General features: G+C 65.7%; 15 protein-coding genes and 2 tRNA genes. 4 read left to right on the forward strand and 13 right to left on the reverse strand.

What is annotated here, in order from left to right; translation table 11 throughout:
- Positions 1–53 precede the first annotated feature (53 nt).
- Positions 54–2,261, reverse strand: coding sequence for a catalase/peroxidase HPI (gene katG / locus ACZ5AC_RS07060; protein WP_464250244.1), 2,208 nt, complete (start codon positions 2,259–2,261; stop codon positions 54–56).
- 716 nt (positions 2,262–2,977) lie between these two features.
- On the opposite strand from katG, the gene ACZ5AC_RS07065 reads away from it, so the two are divergent.
- Both ACZ5AC_RS07065 and ACZ5AC_RS07070 read left to right on the forward strand, forming a co-directional pair.
- A complete protein-coding gene (locus ACZ5AC_RS07065) occupies positions 2,978–3,628 on the forward strand; it encodes a DUF2959 domain-containing protein (protein ID WP_464250245.1) in 651 nt (216 codons plus the stop codon).
- Positions 3,629–3,851: 223 nt separating this feature from the next.
- Positions 3,852–4,466, forward strand: a complete 615-nt coding sequence (locus ACZ5AC_RS07070; protein WP_464250246.1) for a four helix bundle suffix domain-containing protein — start codon at positions 3,852–3,854, stop codon at positions 4,464–4,466.
- Between the two features lie 163 nt (positions 4,467–4,629).
- Here the strand turns inward: ACZ5AC_RS07070 and ACZ5AC_RS07075 are convergent.
- Both ACZ5AC_RS07075 and ACZ5AC_RS07080 read right to left on the reverse strand, forming a co-directional pair.
- Positions 4,630–4,706, reverse strand: a tRNA-Asp gene (locus ACZ5AC_RS07075).
- A gap of 12 nt (positions 4,707–4,718) precedes the next feature.
- Positions 4,719–4,794: transfer RNA gene (locus ACZ5AC_RS07080), tRNA-Val, on the reverse strand.
- Between the two features lie 166 nt (positions 4,795–4,960).
- On the opposite strand from ACZ5AC_RS07080, the gene ACZ5AC_RS07085 reads away from it, so the two are divergent.
- A complete protein-coding gene (locus tag ACZ5AC_RS07085; protein ID WP_464250247.1) occupies positions 4,961–5,623 on the forward strand; it encodes a class I SAM-dependent methyltransferase in 663 nt (220 codons plus the stop codon).
- Between the two features lie 74 nt (positions 5,624–5,697).
- Positions 5,698–6,252 (forward strand): hypothetical protein, encoded by a 555-nt coding sequence (locus ACZ5AC_RS07090; protein ID WP_464250248.1) that lies wholly within the window; start codon positions 5,698–5,700, stop codon positions 6,250–6,252.
- A 72-nt stretch (positions 6,253–6,324) separates the two neighbouring features.
- Here the strand turns inward: ACZ5AC_RS07090 and ACZ5AC_RS07095 are convergent, their stop codons facing one another.
- From ACZ5AC_RS07095 to ACZ5AC_RS07140, 10 genes are all read right to left on the reverse strand, one after another.
- A complete protein-coding gene (locus tag ACZ5AC_RS07095; RefSeq protein WP_464250249.1) occupies positions 6,325–7,185 on the reverse strand; it encodes an NAD(P)-dependent oxidoreductase in 861 nt (286 codons plus the stop codon).
- 58 nt (positions 7,186–7,243) lie between these two features.
- Positions 7,244–8,107 carry an alpha/beta fold hydrolase gene (locus ACZ5AC_RS07100; protein ID WP_464250250.1) on the reverse strand — a complete coding sequence of 288 codons (864 nt, stop codon included), beginning with the start codon at positions 8,105–8,107 and terminating at the stop codon, positions 7,244–7,246.
- A 110-nt stretch (positions 8,108–8,217) separates the two neighbouring features.
- Complete coding sequence (locus tag ACZ5AC_RS07105; protein WP_464250251.1) at positions 8,218–8,937, reverse strand: LutC/YkgG family protein; 720 nt, start codon at positions 8,935–8,937, stop codon at positions 8,218–8,220.
- Entirely contained in the window at positions 8,934–10,379 is a 1,446-nt protein-coding gene (locus tag ACZ5AC_RS07110; RefSeq protein WP_464250252.1) for a LutB/LldF family L-lactate oxidation iron-sulfur protein, read from the reverse strand. The genes ACZ5AC_RS07105 and ACZ5AC_RS07110 overlap by 4 nt, the downstream gene beginning before the upstream one ends.
- Position 10,380: 1 nt before the next feature.
- Complete coding sequence (locus tag ACZ5AC_RS07115; RefSeq protein ID WP_464250253.1) at positions 10,381–11,115, reverse strand: (Fe-S)-binding protein; 735 nt, start codon at positions 11,113–11,115, stop codon at positions 10,381–10,383.
- A gap of 237 nt (positions 11,116–11,352) precedes the next feature.
- The gene (locus ACZ5AC_RS07120) at positions 11,353–12,063 is read right to left on the reverse strand and encodes an ABC transporter ATP-binding protein (RefSeq protein WP_464250254.1); all 711 of its coding nucleotides are present in this window, start codon (positions 12,061–12,063) and stop codon (positions 11,353–11,355) included.
- Positions 12,044–12,829: an ABC transporter ATP-binding protein gene (locus ACZ5AC_RS07125; RefSeq protein ID WP_464250255.1), complete on the reverse strand. Its 786-nt coding sequence runs from the start codon at positions 12,827–12,829 to the stop codon at positions 12,044–12,046. The genes ACZ5AC_RS07120 and ACZ5AC_RS07125 overlap by 20 nt, the downstream gene beginning before the upstream one ends.
- Positions 12,826–13,704: a branched-chain amino acid ABC transporter permease gene (locus ACZ5AC_RS07130; protein ID WP_464250256.1), complete on the reverse strand. Its 879-nt coding sequence runs from the start codon at positions 13,702–13,704 to the stop codon at positions 12,826–12,828. The genes ACZ5AC_RS07125 and ACZ5AC_RS07130 overlap by 4 nt, the downstream gene beginning before the upstream one ends.
- A gap of 2 nt (positions 13,705–13,706) precedes the next feature.
- Positions 13,707–14,657: a branched-chain amino acid ABC transporter permease gene (locus ACZ5AC_RS07135; protein WP_464250257.1), complete on the reverse strand. Its 951-nt coding sequence runs from the start codon at positions 14,655–14,657 to the stop codon at positions 13,707–13,709.
- Between the two features lie 48 nt (positions 14,658–14,705).
- Complete coding sequence (locus ACZ5AC_RS07140; protein WP_464250258.1) at positions 14,706–15,878, reverse strand: ABC transporter substrate-binding protein; 1,173 nt, start codon at positions 15,876–15,878, stop codon at positions 14,706–14,708.
- Between the last annotated feature and the right edge of the window lie 115 nt (positions 15,879–15,993).

The raw sequence follows: 15,993 nt of genomic DNA on the forward strand, positions 1-15,993 counted from the left end.
AAACGGCCCGGCGGAAGACATCTTTCGCCGGGCCGTCTGGCATGGTGAAGGGATCAGGCGAGGTCGAAACGGTCGAGGGTCATGACCTTGTCCCACACCGCCACGAAGTCATGCAGGAATTTCTCCTGCGAATCCGCGCAGCCGTAGACTTCCGCCACGGCCCGCAGTTGGGAGTTTGACCCGAAGACCAGGTCGACGCGGGTGCCGGTCCACTTCAGCTCGCCCGTGGCGCGGTCGCGGCCTTCGTACACGCCTTCGGCCCCCTGCGCGGGCTTCCATTCAACACCCATGTCCAGCAGGTTCACGAAGAAGTCGTTGGTCAACGTTCCGGGACGGCTGGTGAAGACGCCGTGCGCGGACTGCCCGAAGTTGGCGCTCAGGGCGCGCATGCCGCCGATGAGCACCGTCATTTCGGGCGCTGTCAGGTTCAGCTGCTGCGCCCGGTCGACCAGCAGTTCCTCGGCCGAAACCGAGTACCTGCCCTTGAGGTAGTTGCGGAAACCGTCGGCCACGGGTTCGAGGACGGTGAAGGACTCAACGTCGGTCTGTTCCTGGGTGGCGTCGGTCCGGCCGGGCGCGAAGGGCACGGTCACGTCGTGGCCGGCGTTCCTGGCGGCCTGCTCGATGCCCGTGCAGCCGCCCAGAACGATGAGGTCGGCCAGGGAGACCTTCTTGCCGCCGGTCTGTGCGGCGTTGAACTCCTGCTGAATCTTTTCGAGACTCTGCAACACGGCCTTGAGTTCCGCAGGCTGGTTGACCTCCCAGTCCTTCTGGGGAGCCAGGCGGATGCGCGCACCGTTGGCGCCGCCGCGCTTGTCGGAGTTGCGGAAGGTGGAGGCCGAGGCCCAGGCCGTGACGACCAGCTGCTGGACCGTCAGTCCCGCGGCCAGGATTTTGCCCTTGAGGTCGGCGACATCCTTGTCGTCGACGAGCTTGTGGTCCACGGCAGGCACCGGGTCCTGCCAGATCAGATCTTCGGCCGGGACGTCAGGGCCGAGGTAGCGCGAGCGCGGGCCCATGTCCCTGTGCGTCAGCTTGAACCATGCACGGGCGAAGGCGTCGGCGAATTCCTGGGGGTTTTCCAGGTAGCGCCGGGCAATCTTTTCATAAACCGGATCGAACTTGAAGGACAGGTCGGCCGTGGTCATCATGGGCCGGACCTTCTTGGACGGATTGTGGGCGTCGACGACCATGTCCTCGGGCTCCACATCCTTGGCCAGCCATTGATAGGCCCCGGCCGGGCTCTTGAGCAGCTCCCACTCGTACTTGAAGAGCACCTTGAGATAGCCCATGTCCCAGGTGGTCGGGTTGGGCTTCCAGGCGCCTTCGATGCCGCTGCCGATGGTGTCGCCGCCCTTGCCGCTGCCAAAGGAGCTCTTCCAGCCCAGGCCCTGTTCCTCGAGGGGCGCGGCTTCCGGCTCGGGGCCGACATGGGTGGCGGGGCCGGCGCCGTGGCACTTGCCGAAGGTGTGCCCGCCGGCAACCAGAGCCACGGTCTCCTCGTCGTTCATGGCCATGCGCGCGAAGGTTTCACGCACGTCCTTGGCCGATTCGGACGGGATGGGCTGACCGTCCGGCCCCTCGGGGTTGACGTAGATGAGGCCCATCTGAACCGCTGCCAGCGGGTTGTCGAGGTCCCGCTCTCCGGAGTAGCGGCTTCCCGGCTTGTCGCTGGTGGCCAGCCATTCCTGCTCCGCGCCCCAATAGATGTCCTGCTCCGGCTCCCAGACATCCTCGCGGCCGCCGCCGAAGCCGAAGGGCTTGAGGCCCATGGACTCGATGGCGCAGTTGCCGGCCAGGACCATGAGGTCGGCCCAGGAGATTTTTTTCCCGTACTTCTGCTTGATGGGCCAGAGGAGCCTCCGGGCCTTGTCGAGGTTGACGTTGTCAGGCCAGCTGTTCAGGGGCGCCAGGCGCTGGGAGCCGGACCCCGCCCCGCCGCGGCCGTCGCCGGTGCGATAGGTGCCCGCGCTGTGCCAGGCCATGCGGATGAAGAGCGGCCCGTAGTGGCCCCAGTCTGCAGGCCACCACTCCTTCGAGTCGGTCATCAGGGCGATGAGGTCCTTCTTTACGGCCGCGAGGTCGAGTTTCTTGAACTCCTCGGCGTAGTTGAACTTCTCCCCCATGGGGTTGGACTTGGACGAATGCTGGTGCAGAATGCCGAGATTCAGCTGGTTCGGCCACCAGTCGCGGTTCATCCTGCCGCGTCCTGACGCTGCCGGGTTGGTCTTGCCCGTCACGGGACACTTGCCTTCGCTCATGTTCGTTCTCCTTTCAGGTTCGGGTTTGCACTGTGATCTGCTTTATCGAAAAATGGAAAGGCATCGACGCGGTCGTCACGATGGCCGTTCGCAACCTGCTGGAAATTAGAGATTCTGAGACCGGATACCACGTTCAGGAATAAAAGTCGCCATCTCAGACGCACCGTGTCGTATCGACACATTTCACGGCATTGCTCCGGTTCCAGGAAGGTACGGACTATCCACGCCCACATGTTCAAAGCCAAGACTCAATACGTAAAGCGGCCATTGATTGAGCAGCGCTATAGTATCAAAATTCTTTACTGATGGCATATCATGTAATAATTTTATTTCAAAATTTCGATGAGTTGCATATTTACGACGAGAATGTCCTACACAGCAGTCTGTTGCTGTCAGACATGCATCCGATGAAATCATCGATCTTTTTAGAGCGATAATTTATTTAGTAATAGTTATCAACAAAAATAAACTATCAAACGAACCAATTGTCAGGCCCGGCCGGGGCGTGGATTGGGGCAATGCCAACGGAAGAGCTGTCACTGCGCGAGAGCGAACATGATGTGCGGGCGACAGGCGACGACACGCCCCGCCATGGAGGCAGTTCGGCTTGGCAATGGCATTTCCTGAATGGTTTCGGAATAATATGCTTGGCAATTTGCCGATGGCGGGTTATTTTGGCGATACTTTTTTGACCCGAAAAGCAAAGGAAGACTCCCATGCCAAAGCTCATCAAGTCGATCGCGCTCCTGCTCTGTGTCGTGTCCATCGCCTCCTGCCAAAAGGCCTACTACAACGCCATGGAAAAGGTGGGCGTGCACAAACGCGACATTCTGGTCGACCGCGTCGAGGAAGCTCGCGATTCCCAGGCCGAGGCCAAGGAAGAGTTCGCCAGCGCTCTCGAACGCTTCGCCAGCGTCGTCAACTTCGACGGCGGCGAACTCCAGACGGCCTACGATCGCCTGAATGCCTCGTACGAAACCTGCCGGGATCAGGCGGACACGGTCTCCCACCGCATCGACAAGGTCGAGGAGGTGGCCGAGGCTTTGTTTGCGGAATGGCAACAGGAACTCACCCAATACTCCAACGCGAACCTCCGCAATCAGAGCGCCAACCAGCTGCGCGTCACCCAGATCGAGTACAAGAAAATGCTCGCGGCCATGCGCAAAGCCGAAAAAACCATGCCGCCGGTCCTCGACGTGCTGCGCGACCAGGTCCTGTTTCTCAAGCACAACCTCAACGCCCGCGCCGTCGCCGCCATCAGGACCGAACTCGCCACGGTCCAGCGCGACGTGAGTTCCCTCATCACCCAGATGGAGCGCTCCATCTCCGAAGCCGAACAATTCATCAGCCAGATGCAGAAAAGCTGAAACCCCGCGCAAGGTTTGACCGTCTAGATCAACGCCGAGCGACCCGTCTTCGTGATAATCCGAAAAGCATTCAAGCCGGGAGATTGTCTCTCTCCCGGCTTGAATGCTTTTACGCCGGTGCGTGCTTATCTGCTTTCATTGGGAATTGGGGGGCGGTAGGAATGGACTTTATGGACTGGATGGACGTTATGGACACGAGTGGACTGAGGCGACGGAGGGTGCGGTGGAGACGATCATTTCCAGGCATGGCGGGTACAGGAAGCTGAAGAGCTTTCAGTTGGCGAGGTCATGTTATGACATCACGGTGCGGTTTTGCGAACGCTACGTCCCGTCCGGCAGCCGGACCCGCGACCAGATGGTGCAGGCGGCACGCAGCGGGGTACAGAACATCGCCGAGGGAAGCGCGGCCAGCGGGACCTCGAAGAAGACGGAACTCAAGCTGACCAGCGTGGCCCGGGCCAGTCTGGAGGAACTGCGCCTCGACTACGAGGACTTTCTGCGCCAACGCAACCTGCCCCAGTGGCCCGCCAGGGACCCGCGCTGCACGGCCTTGGTGGCGCGGCGCTGCCAAAGTGCCGACGAAGTGGCCGCCTGGGCGCGGGAAGTCCGGGACGACGCGCTGCATACAGGACACGACGGCGCCTGTCGCAACCCTGCGGCACCGGGCTATCCGGAAATCGCCGCCAACGCGGCCCTGACCCTCATCGGAGTAGCCTGCGCCCTGCTGGACCGCCAACTGGCCGCGCTGTCTCAGACCTTTACGGAAGAGGGCGGTTTTTCGGAGCGCCTCTACCGCGTGCGCTCAGCGCAGAGAAGAAGGAAGGGGGAAATGGACTGAATGGACGAGATGGACGTTATGGACGAGATGGACCCAGGCTGGGTGCGGCCTAAAAGGCTCTCGTCCATGTGGTCCATAACGTCCATCTCGTCCATTCCCGCCCACCCCAACCCACAAAAGAAAAAGAGCTTGAAGTTTTGCAACCTCAAGCTCTTGATTTCTATGGCGGGGCCGATGGGACTCGAACCCACGGCCTCCGGCGTGACAGGCCGGCGTTATAACCGTCTTAACTACGACCCCGCATGGTCTTCTTGGTGGGCGGTACAGGGATCGAACCTATGACATTCGGCTTGTAAGGCCGACGCTCTCCCAGCTGAGCTAACCGCCCTGCCCCGTCCAACGAGAAACTGTCTCTATAGGGACGGCCGTCCGTTGTCAAAGACTTTTCTGACGGATGGAAAAATCTTCTCCGAAGGCCGTCGGGCTTTGCTCTTCGCCGCTTGTGTACTATTGGGATGGCGGGACTTTCACCGGCACACCCTGAGCAGGAGACCATGGACAATCCGAAAGCCGCGACGATACTTCTGGCCAAGACATACGCCGACAGGGGCGATCCCGACGGGTGGTTCGAAGAATTCTACGCCCGGGCGGGCGGCGACATCGCCAAGGTCTACTGGGCCGACCTGGAGCCCAACCCCCTGCTTCTCGACTGGCTCGACGCGCACCCCGCCCCGGCCGGCAGGCGGGCCGTGGTGGTCGGCTGCGGGCTGGGCGACGACGCCGAGGCACTGCGGGATCGCGGCTACGCCGTGACGGCCTTCGACATCTCCCCTTCCGCCGTGGAGATGTGCCGCCGGCGCTATCCCGGCAGCCCCGTGTCGTACATCGTGGCCGATCTCTTCGACCACCCCGCGGCTTGGCGGCGCGGCTTCGATCTCGTCTACGAGTGCAACACCATCCAGATCCTCACGGGCGACAACCGGGTCAGGGCGCTGAACGCCATCGGCGAACTGGTTGCACCCGGAGGCGTGGCCGTCGTGTCCTGTCGCAGCCGCGAGAGCGACGACCATTCGCAGACCTTCCCCATCGCCCTGGACCGTCGCGAGATCGACGGCTTCGTGCGCGCCGGCCTGACGGAGGCGCACTTTCTGGCCTACGACGACCACCAGGACCCGCCCGTCCCGCACTTCTTCGCGGTGTACAGGCGGCCTGCCTGAGCAATGAACACACAGGCAACGGTTCCGGGCTCCGTGCCCGCACACGGACGAATCCATCCCAAGGAGGCACGCAGATGAAATACGCACTCTACGCAATCCTGGTCATGTTCCTGGCCTCATGCGCCCCCAAGCCCGCCGTGCCTCCCGGGAAGTCCGTCCCTCCCGGCAAGGCGTACATGGAGGAGCGCTTCAAGTCCAAGGACGCCGTCGAAAGGGTGCCCATCGGCGGGACCGGAACGACCTTCTACTACGACAAGCGCCTGTGGAGCGTGAAAAGCGACGAGGGTTCGCGCATCGAGTTCAACGCCCGAAGGTTCTCCAACGCGCAGATATTCTCCTATGACGAAGCCGTCCCGATGACGGACATCTTCAAGAAACTGGTGGAGGGCTACGGGCTCAAGGAGGCGCAGCTCCTGGAGTCCGAATTCATCAGGGTCAACGGCGAGGTCGTCGTCTACAACAAGATCGAGGGGAAATACGGACGCAAGCACATCGTGATTCTGAGCTACGGCTATTCGGACAAGGGCCGAACGGTCATCACCCACGGCTACATCTACAAGAGCATGCTGCGGGCCGAGACCGAAGCGGAAATCGTGGACTTCCTGAACGGCTTCGTAGCAGGGAAGTAGGCGCGTGTGCGCCCCGAACGGGCCGTGGAAAGCCTTCCCGGCCCGTCTTTAAGCGTCTCTGGGCGCCGGTCCCTAGTCGTGCAGATACCTGTAGATGGCCGCGAAGTCCTCGCGCCCCAGCCCGCTCTCCTCGGCCCCTGCATAGAGTTCCCGCGCCAGACGGGCCAGGTACAGCGGCTGGTCCGCTTCGGCGGCGGTCCGCTCGACCAGGCGCAGATCCTTGAGCATCCATTCCAGCGGGAAGTTCACTTCGTACTCGTCCTTACGGATCATCTCGGCCTTGGCCTTGGTGAAGGGCGCGACGACATGCGTGTTCGGCAGGGTGTCGAGCAGGAAGTTGCGGTCGAAGCCGAGCTTCTCGCCCAGCAGGACCGTTTCGGAGAAGACGACCATGGCCTGGGCCAGGAGCGCGTTGACGAGCATCTTCAGGCCCGCCCCGCGTCCTGTCTCCCCGGCGTGGATGATCTTGCCGCCCATGACATTGAGGAGCGGCTCGATCTCCCGCACGTCCCCCGCGTCCCCGCCCACCAGGAACACGAGGTCGCCGCGCTCGGCGTTGGGCTTGGTGCCGGACACCGGGGCGTCGACGAAGCGTACGCCGTGATCGCGGGCGATCTGCCCGGACCAGCGGGAGAAGGACGGGTCGACCGTGGAGCAATCGACCCAGATGGCCCCCGCCTTCATGGCGGACACGAAGCCGGACTCTGACAGGGCGACGTCACGCAGGACCTCGGGCGAGCTGAGCATGGTGAAGACGACATCCGCGTCCCGCACGGCCTCCGCGCACGACGCCGCGGCCCGCGCCCCCAGACGCTCCAGTTCCTGCGCGGGTCCGGCGGAACGGTTGAAAACCGTCAGACCGGCGCCGCTTTTGAGCAGGTTGGCGGCCATGCGGCTGCCCATGATTCCAAGTCCGATGAACGCAGTCTCCATCTCGCGCCTCCTTCCGTCAGGTGCGGTCCGCCCGTGGGGCGGGACAGGGTTTATTCCTTCAACCGTGCCGGCCGCACCAGCGCTCGATGGCCTCGCGCATGGCCCGTGGCTGTTCCGTCGGGATCCAGTGCACGGCGTCGAGGTGCTCGACGCGGCAGTCGGGCAGCGCGGCCAGACAGCGGACGGTCGTGCCGGGGTCGCCGAAGATGCCGCCGCTGGAAAGCAGGGCCAGCGCCGGAGCGTTGATGGCCGCAAGGTCCGGCAGCGGGTCGGTCACGGCCAGGAGGTCCTGCAGATACACGACCGTGGGCAGGATGCGCAGTTCGTGCACGGGCGAGGAGAAGCGCTTGGTCGGGAACGAGCCGTTCGTCCGGGCCATGGCCGCGTAGGCGACCTGGTCCAGTTCGGCCAGGTCCAGGGGCGGCAGGCTGCCCCGGTGGACGCCCCCGGCCGCCAGGGCCAGCAGGGGCCGCACCATGGCCGCCAGCACGGGGCGCAGGTGCAGGACGCGTGTCATCCGGCCGGTGATGGCGGCGCGGAACATGGGCTCGATGAGCACCAGCCCCGAAACCAGGCCGGGATGGAGCCACGCGAACCACAGGCCGAGATTGGCGCCCAGGCAGTGTCCGACCAGCTCAGCCTGTTCGATGCCCTCGTGACGCAGCAGGCCGGCAAGGTCCGCGCTCCAGACGTCCATGCCCACCCGGCCGCGGTAGAGCGACCCGCCATGGCCGCGCAAGTCCAGGCGCAGGATGTCCCAGCCTTCGGCCAGGCGCGTGCCGCCCACGAAATTCCACCATCTGGTCATGTTGCTGGCCACGCCGTGCAGCAGGACGACGGTCCGCCGCGGCGCCCCGGCCCGCGTGATGCGGTAGGCGATGCGCGCGCCGTCCGCGGCAGTGAATACGCTCTCCCGTTCCATGGCACCTTTCCTTTTGAACGTCAGCTATCCCAGCAAACCCGGAAAAAGAAAAGCCCGGACGCATCGCCGCATGGCCATGCGTCCGGGCTTTGTTCCCGAAGGTGCGGCCCCTACTCCACGACGCCGACCACGAAGAGGTGCATCTCGCGCGGCCCGTGGGCGCCGTGCACGAGGGTGGCCTCGATGTCGGCCGTCTTGCTCGGGCCGGTGATGACCGTGGCGTGGGACGGCAGGGTCCGGGCGTTCAGGGCGGAGAGCATCCGCCGGTAGGAGCCGACCATGCGCCCGGCCGGGACCACGGCGATATGGATGGACGGCACCAGGGACACGGACCGCGCCCTCCCTTTGCCGCCCAGGAGCACGATGGAGGCCGTGTCGGCCAGCAGGTAGTCGGCCGTGGTGATGCCGATGTACGAGGCGATGACCTCGCGGCGGAAGTCCTGGCGCTCGCTCTCGGCGAAGCTGTCGGCCTCGGGCACGACCTTGACGGCGATGTCGGCCGGCAGCCGCGACTCGAGCCCCAGTCCGTCGAGGAGCGGATCGCTCCAGCGCATGATCTGCCGCAGCGTGCCCCACTCCGGACTCCGCTCGGCGGCCAGGGCCGCGATGGCCGCGCCGCAGGCGGCCAGATCCGGGCACTCGTGGACCTGCAGGTTCAGGGCCTTGGCCTCGGCCCGGATGCCGTCCACCCAGCCCGCCCGTTCCTCGGGCGCAACCGGGGCGTCGGCGCAGTGCACGAAATCGTCGCTCTTGGCGAAGACGATCCTCTCCCGGCCGTCGCCGGCCTGGACGCCCAGGGCCTTGCGGACCCTTTCGATGATGGGGTTCATGCGTCCCTCCCGTCCCGGTTTCGCCGGGCCCATCTTTCGCCGAAACTTTCCGCGGCCAGTGGCGGGAAATCGCGCCCCCGGGTCCATCCGCCCAGCGGTCCGGGCAGTCTGGTGATCCACCCGTTGCGCCGCGGCAGCAGGCGCTGCCCCAGGCGTGCCAACCCCAACAGTGCGTCGTAGAGCCCGCGCCGGCTCATGACGGCGGACCAGGCTCCGAAGGCCAGCTTGGCCGCCCTGCTCTGGGGCCGCACGTCCCACTTGGGGTCGCCGTCGGCCAGCTTGGCGCGCAGCAGGGAGAGCATGCGCGGCAGGTCGTTGTCCACGGGGCAGACCTGTTTGCAGGCGCCGCACAGGGTCTCGCCCTGGCAGAGGTGGCTGCATTCGCCTATGCCGCGGGTCAGGGGGGTGAAGACGGCGCCGATGGGGCCGCAGTAGGGCGAGCCGTAGCTGTGGCCGCCGATGTTCAGGTATACCGGGCAGACGTTGAGGCAGCCGCCGCAGCGCACGCAGTGCAGGACCTCCCGGAAGTCGGGGTCGGCCAGGATGCGGCTGCGGCCGTTGTCCACCAAGACCAGATGGAACTCCTCGGGTCCGTCGGGTTCCTCGGGCAGTCGCGGCCCGCCGACGTAGCTGATGTAGGTGGAGATCTTCTGTCCGGCCGCGGCGCGGGTCAGCATGCGCAGGAGGATGTCGTGGTCCTCCAGGGTGGCGGCGATCTTCTCGATGCCCAGGAGCACGATGTGCACGCGGGGCATGGTCGAGGTCATGCGGATGTTGCCCTCGTTGGAGACGATGGTCACATGGCCGGTCTCGGCGCAGGCCGTGTTGCCGCCGGAGATGCCCATGTCGGCGGTCAGCATCTTCTCGCGCAGGGCCTTGCGCGCCATGGCGGTCAGGCTGGGCGGGTCGTCGGTGTAGGGCTCGCCGAGCTTTTCGGCGAAGAGCGCGCCGACCTGGTCGCGGGTGTAGTGGATGGCCGGGGCGATGATGTGCGAGGGGGCCTCGCCCTTGAGCTGGACGATGTACTCGCCCAGGTCCGTCTCCACGGTTTCGATGCCGGCGGCCTCCAGGGCGGGGTTGAGGCAGATCTCTTCGCTCAGCATGGACTTGCCCTTGACCACGCGGCGGACCTTGTGGCGGCGGGCGACCTGCAGGCAGTATTCGACGGCGTCGGCGCCGCTGTCGGCCAGGAAGACCTGCCCTCCCCTGGCCCTGATGTTTTCGGCCAGGGTTTCGAGGACCACGTCGAGGTTGTCGACGATCCGGCTGCGCACGGCCTTGGCGGCCAGGCGCGAGTCCTGCCCCGGCGCGATCTGGTTATAGAGGTTCACGGCATTGCGGCCGACCTTGTCGCGCATCTTGCCCAGGGCCCGATGCAGCTGCGAATCCTTGACGGCGCCGGCGGCGAGTTCCCTGTATTTCAGCGGAGAGGAGCTTTGCATGTCACTGCCTCCCGGCCAGGATTTCGGCGATGTGGTGGACGGTTATGGGCAGCTCGCGGCGGCGGATCATGCCCTGCATGTGCATCAGGCACCCCATGTCGCAGCCGACCACGGCCCCTGCGCCGGTGGCCTGGATATTGGCCAGCTTGGTTTCCAGAAGCGCTTCGGAGATCTCGGGGTACTTGGCCGAGAAGGTGCCGCCGAAGCCGCAGCACTCGTCGGAGCGGGTCATCTCGATGAGGTTGAGGCCCCGCACGCCTGCCAGGAGCGCGCGCGGCTGGTCCTTGACGCCGAGTCCGCGCAGGAGGTGGCAGGAATCGTGGTAGGTCACGTCGCCATGCCACGACGCACCCACATCGGTGACGCCCAGCACGTCGACCAGAAATTCCGTGAACTCGAAGGTCTTTGCTCCCACCCGCTCCGCCCGGGCCAGCAGCCTGGGTTCTTTGGCGAAAAGCTCACGGTAGTGATGACGGACCATGTGCACGCAGGAGCCCGAGGGGCAGACGATGCATTCGGCGTCCTCGAACACGTCGAGGAAGCGGCGGGCCAGGCGGGCGGCCTCGTTGCGGTAGCCGGCGTTGAAAGCCGGCTGCCCGCAGCAGGTCTGGTCCGCGGGGTATTCGAGGGTGAGCCCCTGCCGTTCGAGGACCGCGACCATGGCCTCCCCGACCTGGGGGAAGCACGAATCAACGATGCACTGCATGAACAGGGTCACCCGTTGCGGTTTGTTCATTCAAACACCTCTCCGGCGCAGCTGCGCCATGTCAAAAGCATGTACTCGCGTTGTGCCAAAACCGGCAAAACCACTACTCCCCGCACAACGGGCACGCAACAAAAAACAACCCAACAACCGAAAATTATTCCAAAAAAAATCGACGATCAGCCCCCCCACCCCTCCATAACCGGGTCAAGGGGCGAGCCCCTTGCGGGGCGCGGGGCAGCGCCCCGCATCTCTTCTCTCCCCTCCCCTCTACGCCCCGAGGTACGCCGCCAGCACGCGTTCGTCTTCGAGCAACCCCTTGGCGTCGCCGGAGGCGGCGATCTGTCCGGATTCGAGGACGTAGCCGCGGTGCGAGTGCGCCAGGGCGAGGCGCGCGTTCTGTTCGACGAGGAGGATGGTCATGCCCTGGCCGCTCAGGCGGTCGAGGATCGCGAAGATCTCCTCGACGACGAGGGGCGCGAGGCCCAGGGAGGGCTCGTCGAGGAGGAGCAGGCGCGGCGAGCTCATGAGGGCGCGGGCGATGGCGAGCATCTGCTGTTCGCCGCCCGAGAGTGTCCCGGCGAGCTGGGTGCGGCGTTCGCGGAGGCGCGGGAACATGAGGTAGGCCTGGTCGAGGTCGCGGGCGATGCCATCCTTGTCGGTGCGGACGTAGGCGCCGAGCAGGAGGTTGTCCTCGATGGTCTGGCGGGCCAGGACCTGGCGTCCTTCGGGGCAGTGGGCGAGGCCGGCGCGGACGATGACGTCGGGGCGGGCCTTGGAGATGTCGGCGTCGTTGAAACGCAGGGAACCGGAGGCGATGCGGGCCAGGCCGGAGACGGCGCGCAGGATGGTGCTCTTGCCGGCGCCGTTGGCGCCGATGAGGGTGACCATCTCGCCGCGGTCGACGTGCAGGCTGACGTCGCGCACGGCCTGGACGGGGCCGTAGCTGACGCTGACGCGGTCAAGTTCGAGGAGCGGCATGGCTGTCTCCGAGGTAGGCGTCGATGACGGATTTGTCGCAGCGGACCTCTTCGGGCCGCCCCTGGCAGATGAGGCGGCCGAAGTTGAGGACGGCCAGGCGGTCGCACAGGCCCATGACCAGGGGCACGTGGTGCTCGATGATGAGCACGGTCAGGTCGAAGAGGCTGCGCAGGTCGCGGATGAAGTCGCTCAGTTCGGCCTTTTCGGCGAGGTTGAGCCCGGCGGCCGGTTCGTCGAGGAGCAGGAGCCTGGGCCGCAGAGCCAGGGCGCGGGCGATTTCGAGGCGTCGACGTTCGCCGTACGGCAGGGACGAGGCGGCGGCGCGGGCCTTGGCGTCAAGGCCGACGAGGTTCAGGAGCTCCATGGCCGTGGCCATGATCTGCGCCTCCTGGGCGCGGCTGGCGGGCAGTCCGAGGAGGTCCTGGAGGAAGCCGGTGCGCGAGAAGGCCTGCATGGGGGCTCGGACGTTGTCGAGGACGCTCATGCCGGCGAAGAGGCGGATGTTCTGAAAGGTCCGGGCCATGCCCATGCCGGCGACCTTGTGGGGCGCGAGCCCCAGGATGTCGCGGTCGAGGAAGCTGACGCGCCCGGCGGACACGGGGGTGATGCCGGAGACGAGGTTGAAGAGCGTGGTCTTGCCGGCGCCGTTGGGACCGATGAGCCCGAAGATCTCGCCGGCCTGGACGGAGAAGCTGACGTCGCCCACGGCCATGAGGCCGCCGAAGGCGCGGGACACGCCGTCGAGCTGGAGGATGGTCTGGCTCATGCGGCCTCCCTTCTGCGCAGGGAGGCCAGCAGCCCGGCGATGCCCTGGGGCAGGTAGATGCAGGCCACGACGAGGACGATGCCGTTCATGATCAGGCGGGCGTCCTTGAGGGGCCGCAGGACCTCGGGCAGTGCGACCAGGAGGGCCGCGCCCAGGAGCGGTCCCCAGACGGAGCGGGCGCCGCCGATGAGCACGTAGGCCAGGCAGGCCACGGAGGCGTCGAAGCTGCTCTGGCGGGCGTTCCAGGTGTTGAGGAACGGCGCGCTCATGGCGCCGACGACGCCGGCCAGGCCGCAGCCGATGACGAAGGCGCGGACCTTCTCGAAGGTCGTCGGGATGCCCATGGCCTGGGCGGCCAGCTCGTCCTCGCGGATGGCCATGAAGGAGCGGCCGGCCACGGTGCGGGTCAGGCGGGCGGAGAAGAGGAGCATGACGGCCTGGAGCGGTCCGAAGAACCACAGGTAGCCGAGGCGGCTTTCGAAGGGCTGCGGGATGCCGAAGAGGCCCACGGCGCCGCCGGTCACGTCGAGGACGAGGACGACGACGTTTAATACCTGGACGAAGGCGATGGTGGCCAGGGCGAGGTAGATGCCGCGCAGGCGCAGGGCCGGGATGCCGACGGCCAGGCCCAGCAGAACGCTTGCCGCCAGGGCGATGAGCCATTCGACGGGATAGAGGGCCGGGCCCAGGGCTTCGCGCCAGGCGGCGAAGGCGGGGCTGGTGCCCATGATGGCGGCGATGTAGCCGCCCAGGGAATAGAAGCCGATGCTGGCCAGGGACAGCTGCCCGGCCATGAGGGGGTACCACAGGCTCATGCCCAGCAGGGCCTGCTGGACGATGGCCACGATGAGGAATCCGTAGTTTTCGAGGAACATGCCTAGACCTTCTGGATGGTTTGCCGTCCCAGAAGCCCCTGGGGGCGGGCCAGGAGGATGACGAAGAGCATGACGAAGGCCACGGCCTCCTTCATGGACGAGTAGTCGGGCGGCAGGAAGGCTTCTCCCAGACCGATGACGAGCCCGCCGAGGACGGCGCCGGGGATGCTGCCGAGGCCGCCGAGGACGATGACGGCCAGGCCCTTCAAACCGTAGCTGACGCCGAAATACGGGCCGGCCAGGCCGAAGCTGGCGCCGATGAGGGTGCCGGACAGGCCGCCGAGGGCGCCGGAGATGAAAAATGTGGACAGGATGTAGCGGTCGACGTTGATGCCCAGGAGGCTCGCGGTCTCGGGGTTCTCGGCCGTGGCCTGCAGGGCCTTGCCCATGCGCGTGCGGTTCATGAACCAGGCCAGGGCCAGGAGCATGGCCAGGCTGACGACGAGGATGATGATCTGCACGGTGCGCACGGCCAGGACCTTGCCGTCCATCTTGAAGACCATGGCCGGGGGCAGTGAGCCGAAGATGCCCGAGGGAAAGGAGTAGATCTCGGCGCCGACCAGGAACTGCAGGCAGTTGACGAGGATGAGGGCCACGCCGAGGCTGCTGACCAGGGCCAGGAGCGGGTCCGCGCCCTTGGCGCGCAGGGGCCGGAAGGCCAGGCGCTCGACGAGGACGCCGATGCCGCCGGCCAGGAGGGAGCCGCCGAGCAGGGCCAGGGGGAACGGCAGGCGGAACGGCAGGCTCATGCCGGCCAGGAGGCCGTTCAGGCCGAAATCGCCGACGGCCAGGGCGTAGGTGCAGTAGGCCCCGAGGGTGAAGACGGCGCCGTGGGCGAAGTTGATGATGCCCAGGATCGAGAACACCAGCGTGTAGCCGAGGGCGAAGATGGCGTAGACGGAGCCGATGGACAGGCCGTTGATGAAGCTTTGCAGCAGAAAGACGAAGTTCATGTTGGGACCGGTTGCCGGGGAAGGCGCGCTTCCCCGGCGGGTGAGGCGTTATTCGGGCAGCAGCTCCATGGTGCCGGTCTTGCCGTCGTCGGCGACTTTGATCTGCGAGACGTAGAAGGTCTTCTGGGTGATCTCGCCGTCGGCGTCGAGGACGATCTCGCCCAGGGGCGTGTCGTAGGAGCTGGAGACGATGGCGGCATTGAGGGCCGTGCGCAGCTCGGCGGTGTCCATCTCGGCGACTTTCTTGCCGGAGCTCTTCTCGACCTCGTTCAGGGCGTCCACGACGACCTTCACGCTGGTGTAGGCCTGGGCCGAGAACTGGGCCGGGTCCTTCTTGAACATGTCCTTGAAGGCGGCGGAAAAGGCCTTGTTCTCGGCGTTGTCGGCCTTGGGGCTGTAGGCCTGGGCGACGATGACGCCGGTGCACTCCTGCCCGCAGACGGGGTACATGTTCGGGGAGTTGAAGCCGTTGCCGCCGACGATGAGGCCCTCGTAGCCGAGCTGGCGCAGCTGCTTGACCATGTTGCCGCCGTCGGCGGCCAGGCAGCTCATGACGACCATGTCCACGCCGGCTCCGAGGATGGCGGTGACCTGGGTGGTGAAGTCCGTGTCCTTGACGCTGGTCTTCTGGATGGTGGCGATGTTCAGGCCCATGCCCTTGATGGCTTCCTGGAAGATGCCGGTCTCGGAGACGTTGAAGGCGTCGTCCTGGGCGTAGACCACGGCCACGTTCTTCACGTTCGGGTTGAGCTTCAGGGCGCGCTTCAGCGCGTTGGGCGCGACGAGGGTCATGGGCGCGGAGATGCGGGAGACGTACTCGCCGATCTGGGCGATGCCCTTGGCCGTGTTGGACGGGCCGACGACGGGGACCTTGGCCTGGTTGGCGATGGGGTTGGCGGCGAAGGCCTGCTGGGACAGGGTCGGCCCGATGATGGCCACGACCTTGTCGCGGGAGATGAGGTTCTGGAAGGCGTTGATGGCGCCGGCCTCGTCGCCGCCCGTGTCCTGGAAGGCCAGGCGGATGGGCGTGCCGCCGACGCCGCCCTTCTCGTTCAGGAGCTTCTCGGCGACCTTGGCGCCGTTGACCTGCTCCTCGCCGAACAGGGCGACGTTGGTGGTCTGGCCCACGGCGATGCCGACGGGGATGGGGCTGCCGACGGGCTCGGCCAGGGCCGTATTGGCGAGGAACAGCCCCGCCAGAAGGATGATGAATGGACGCATGGATTCCTCCGTGAAGGTGCGGACAGCCCGAGGTGATCTCCGGCCATCGATAAACGATTGGCTGGCCTATCAAAGAAGAAATACGTACGCAACCGGCAAATATGTCTGGCAAACG

Source organism: Desulfomicrobium aestuarii, assembly GCF_055385525.1.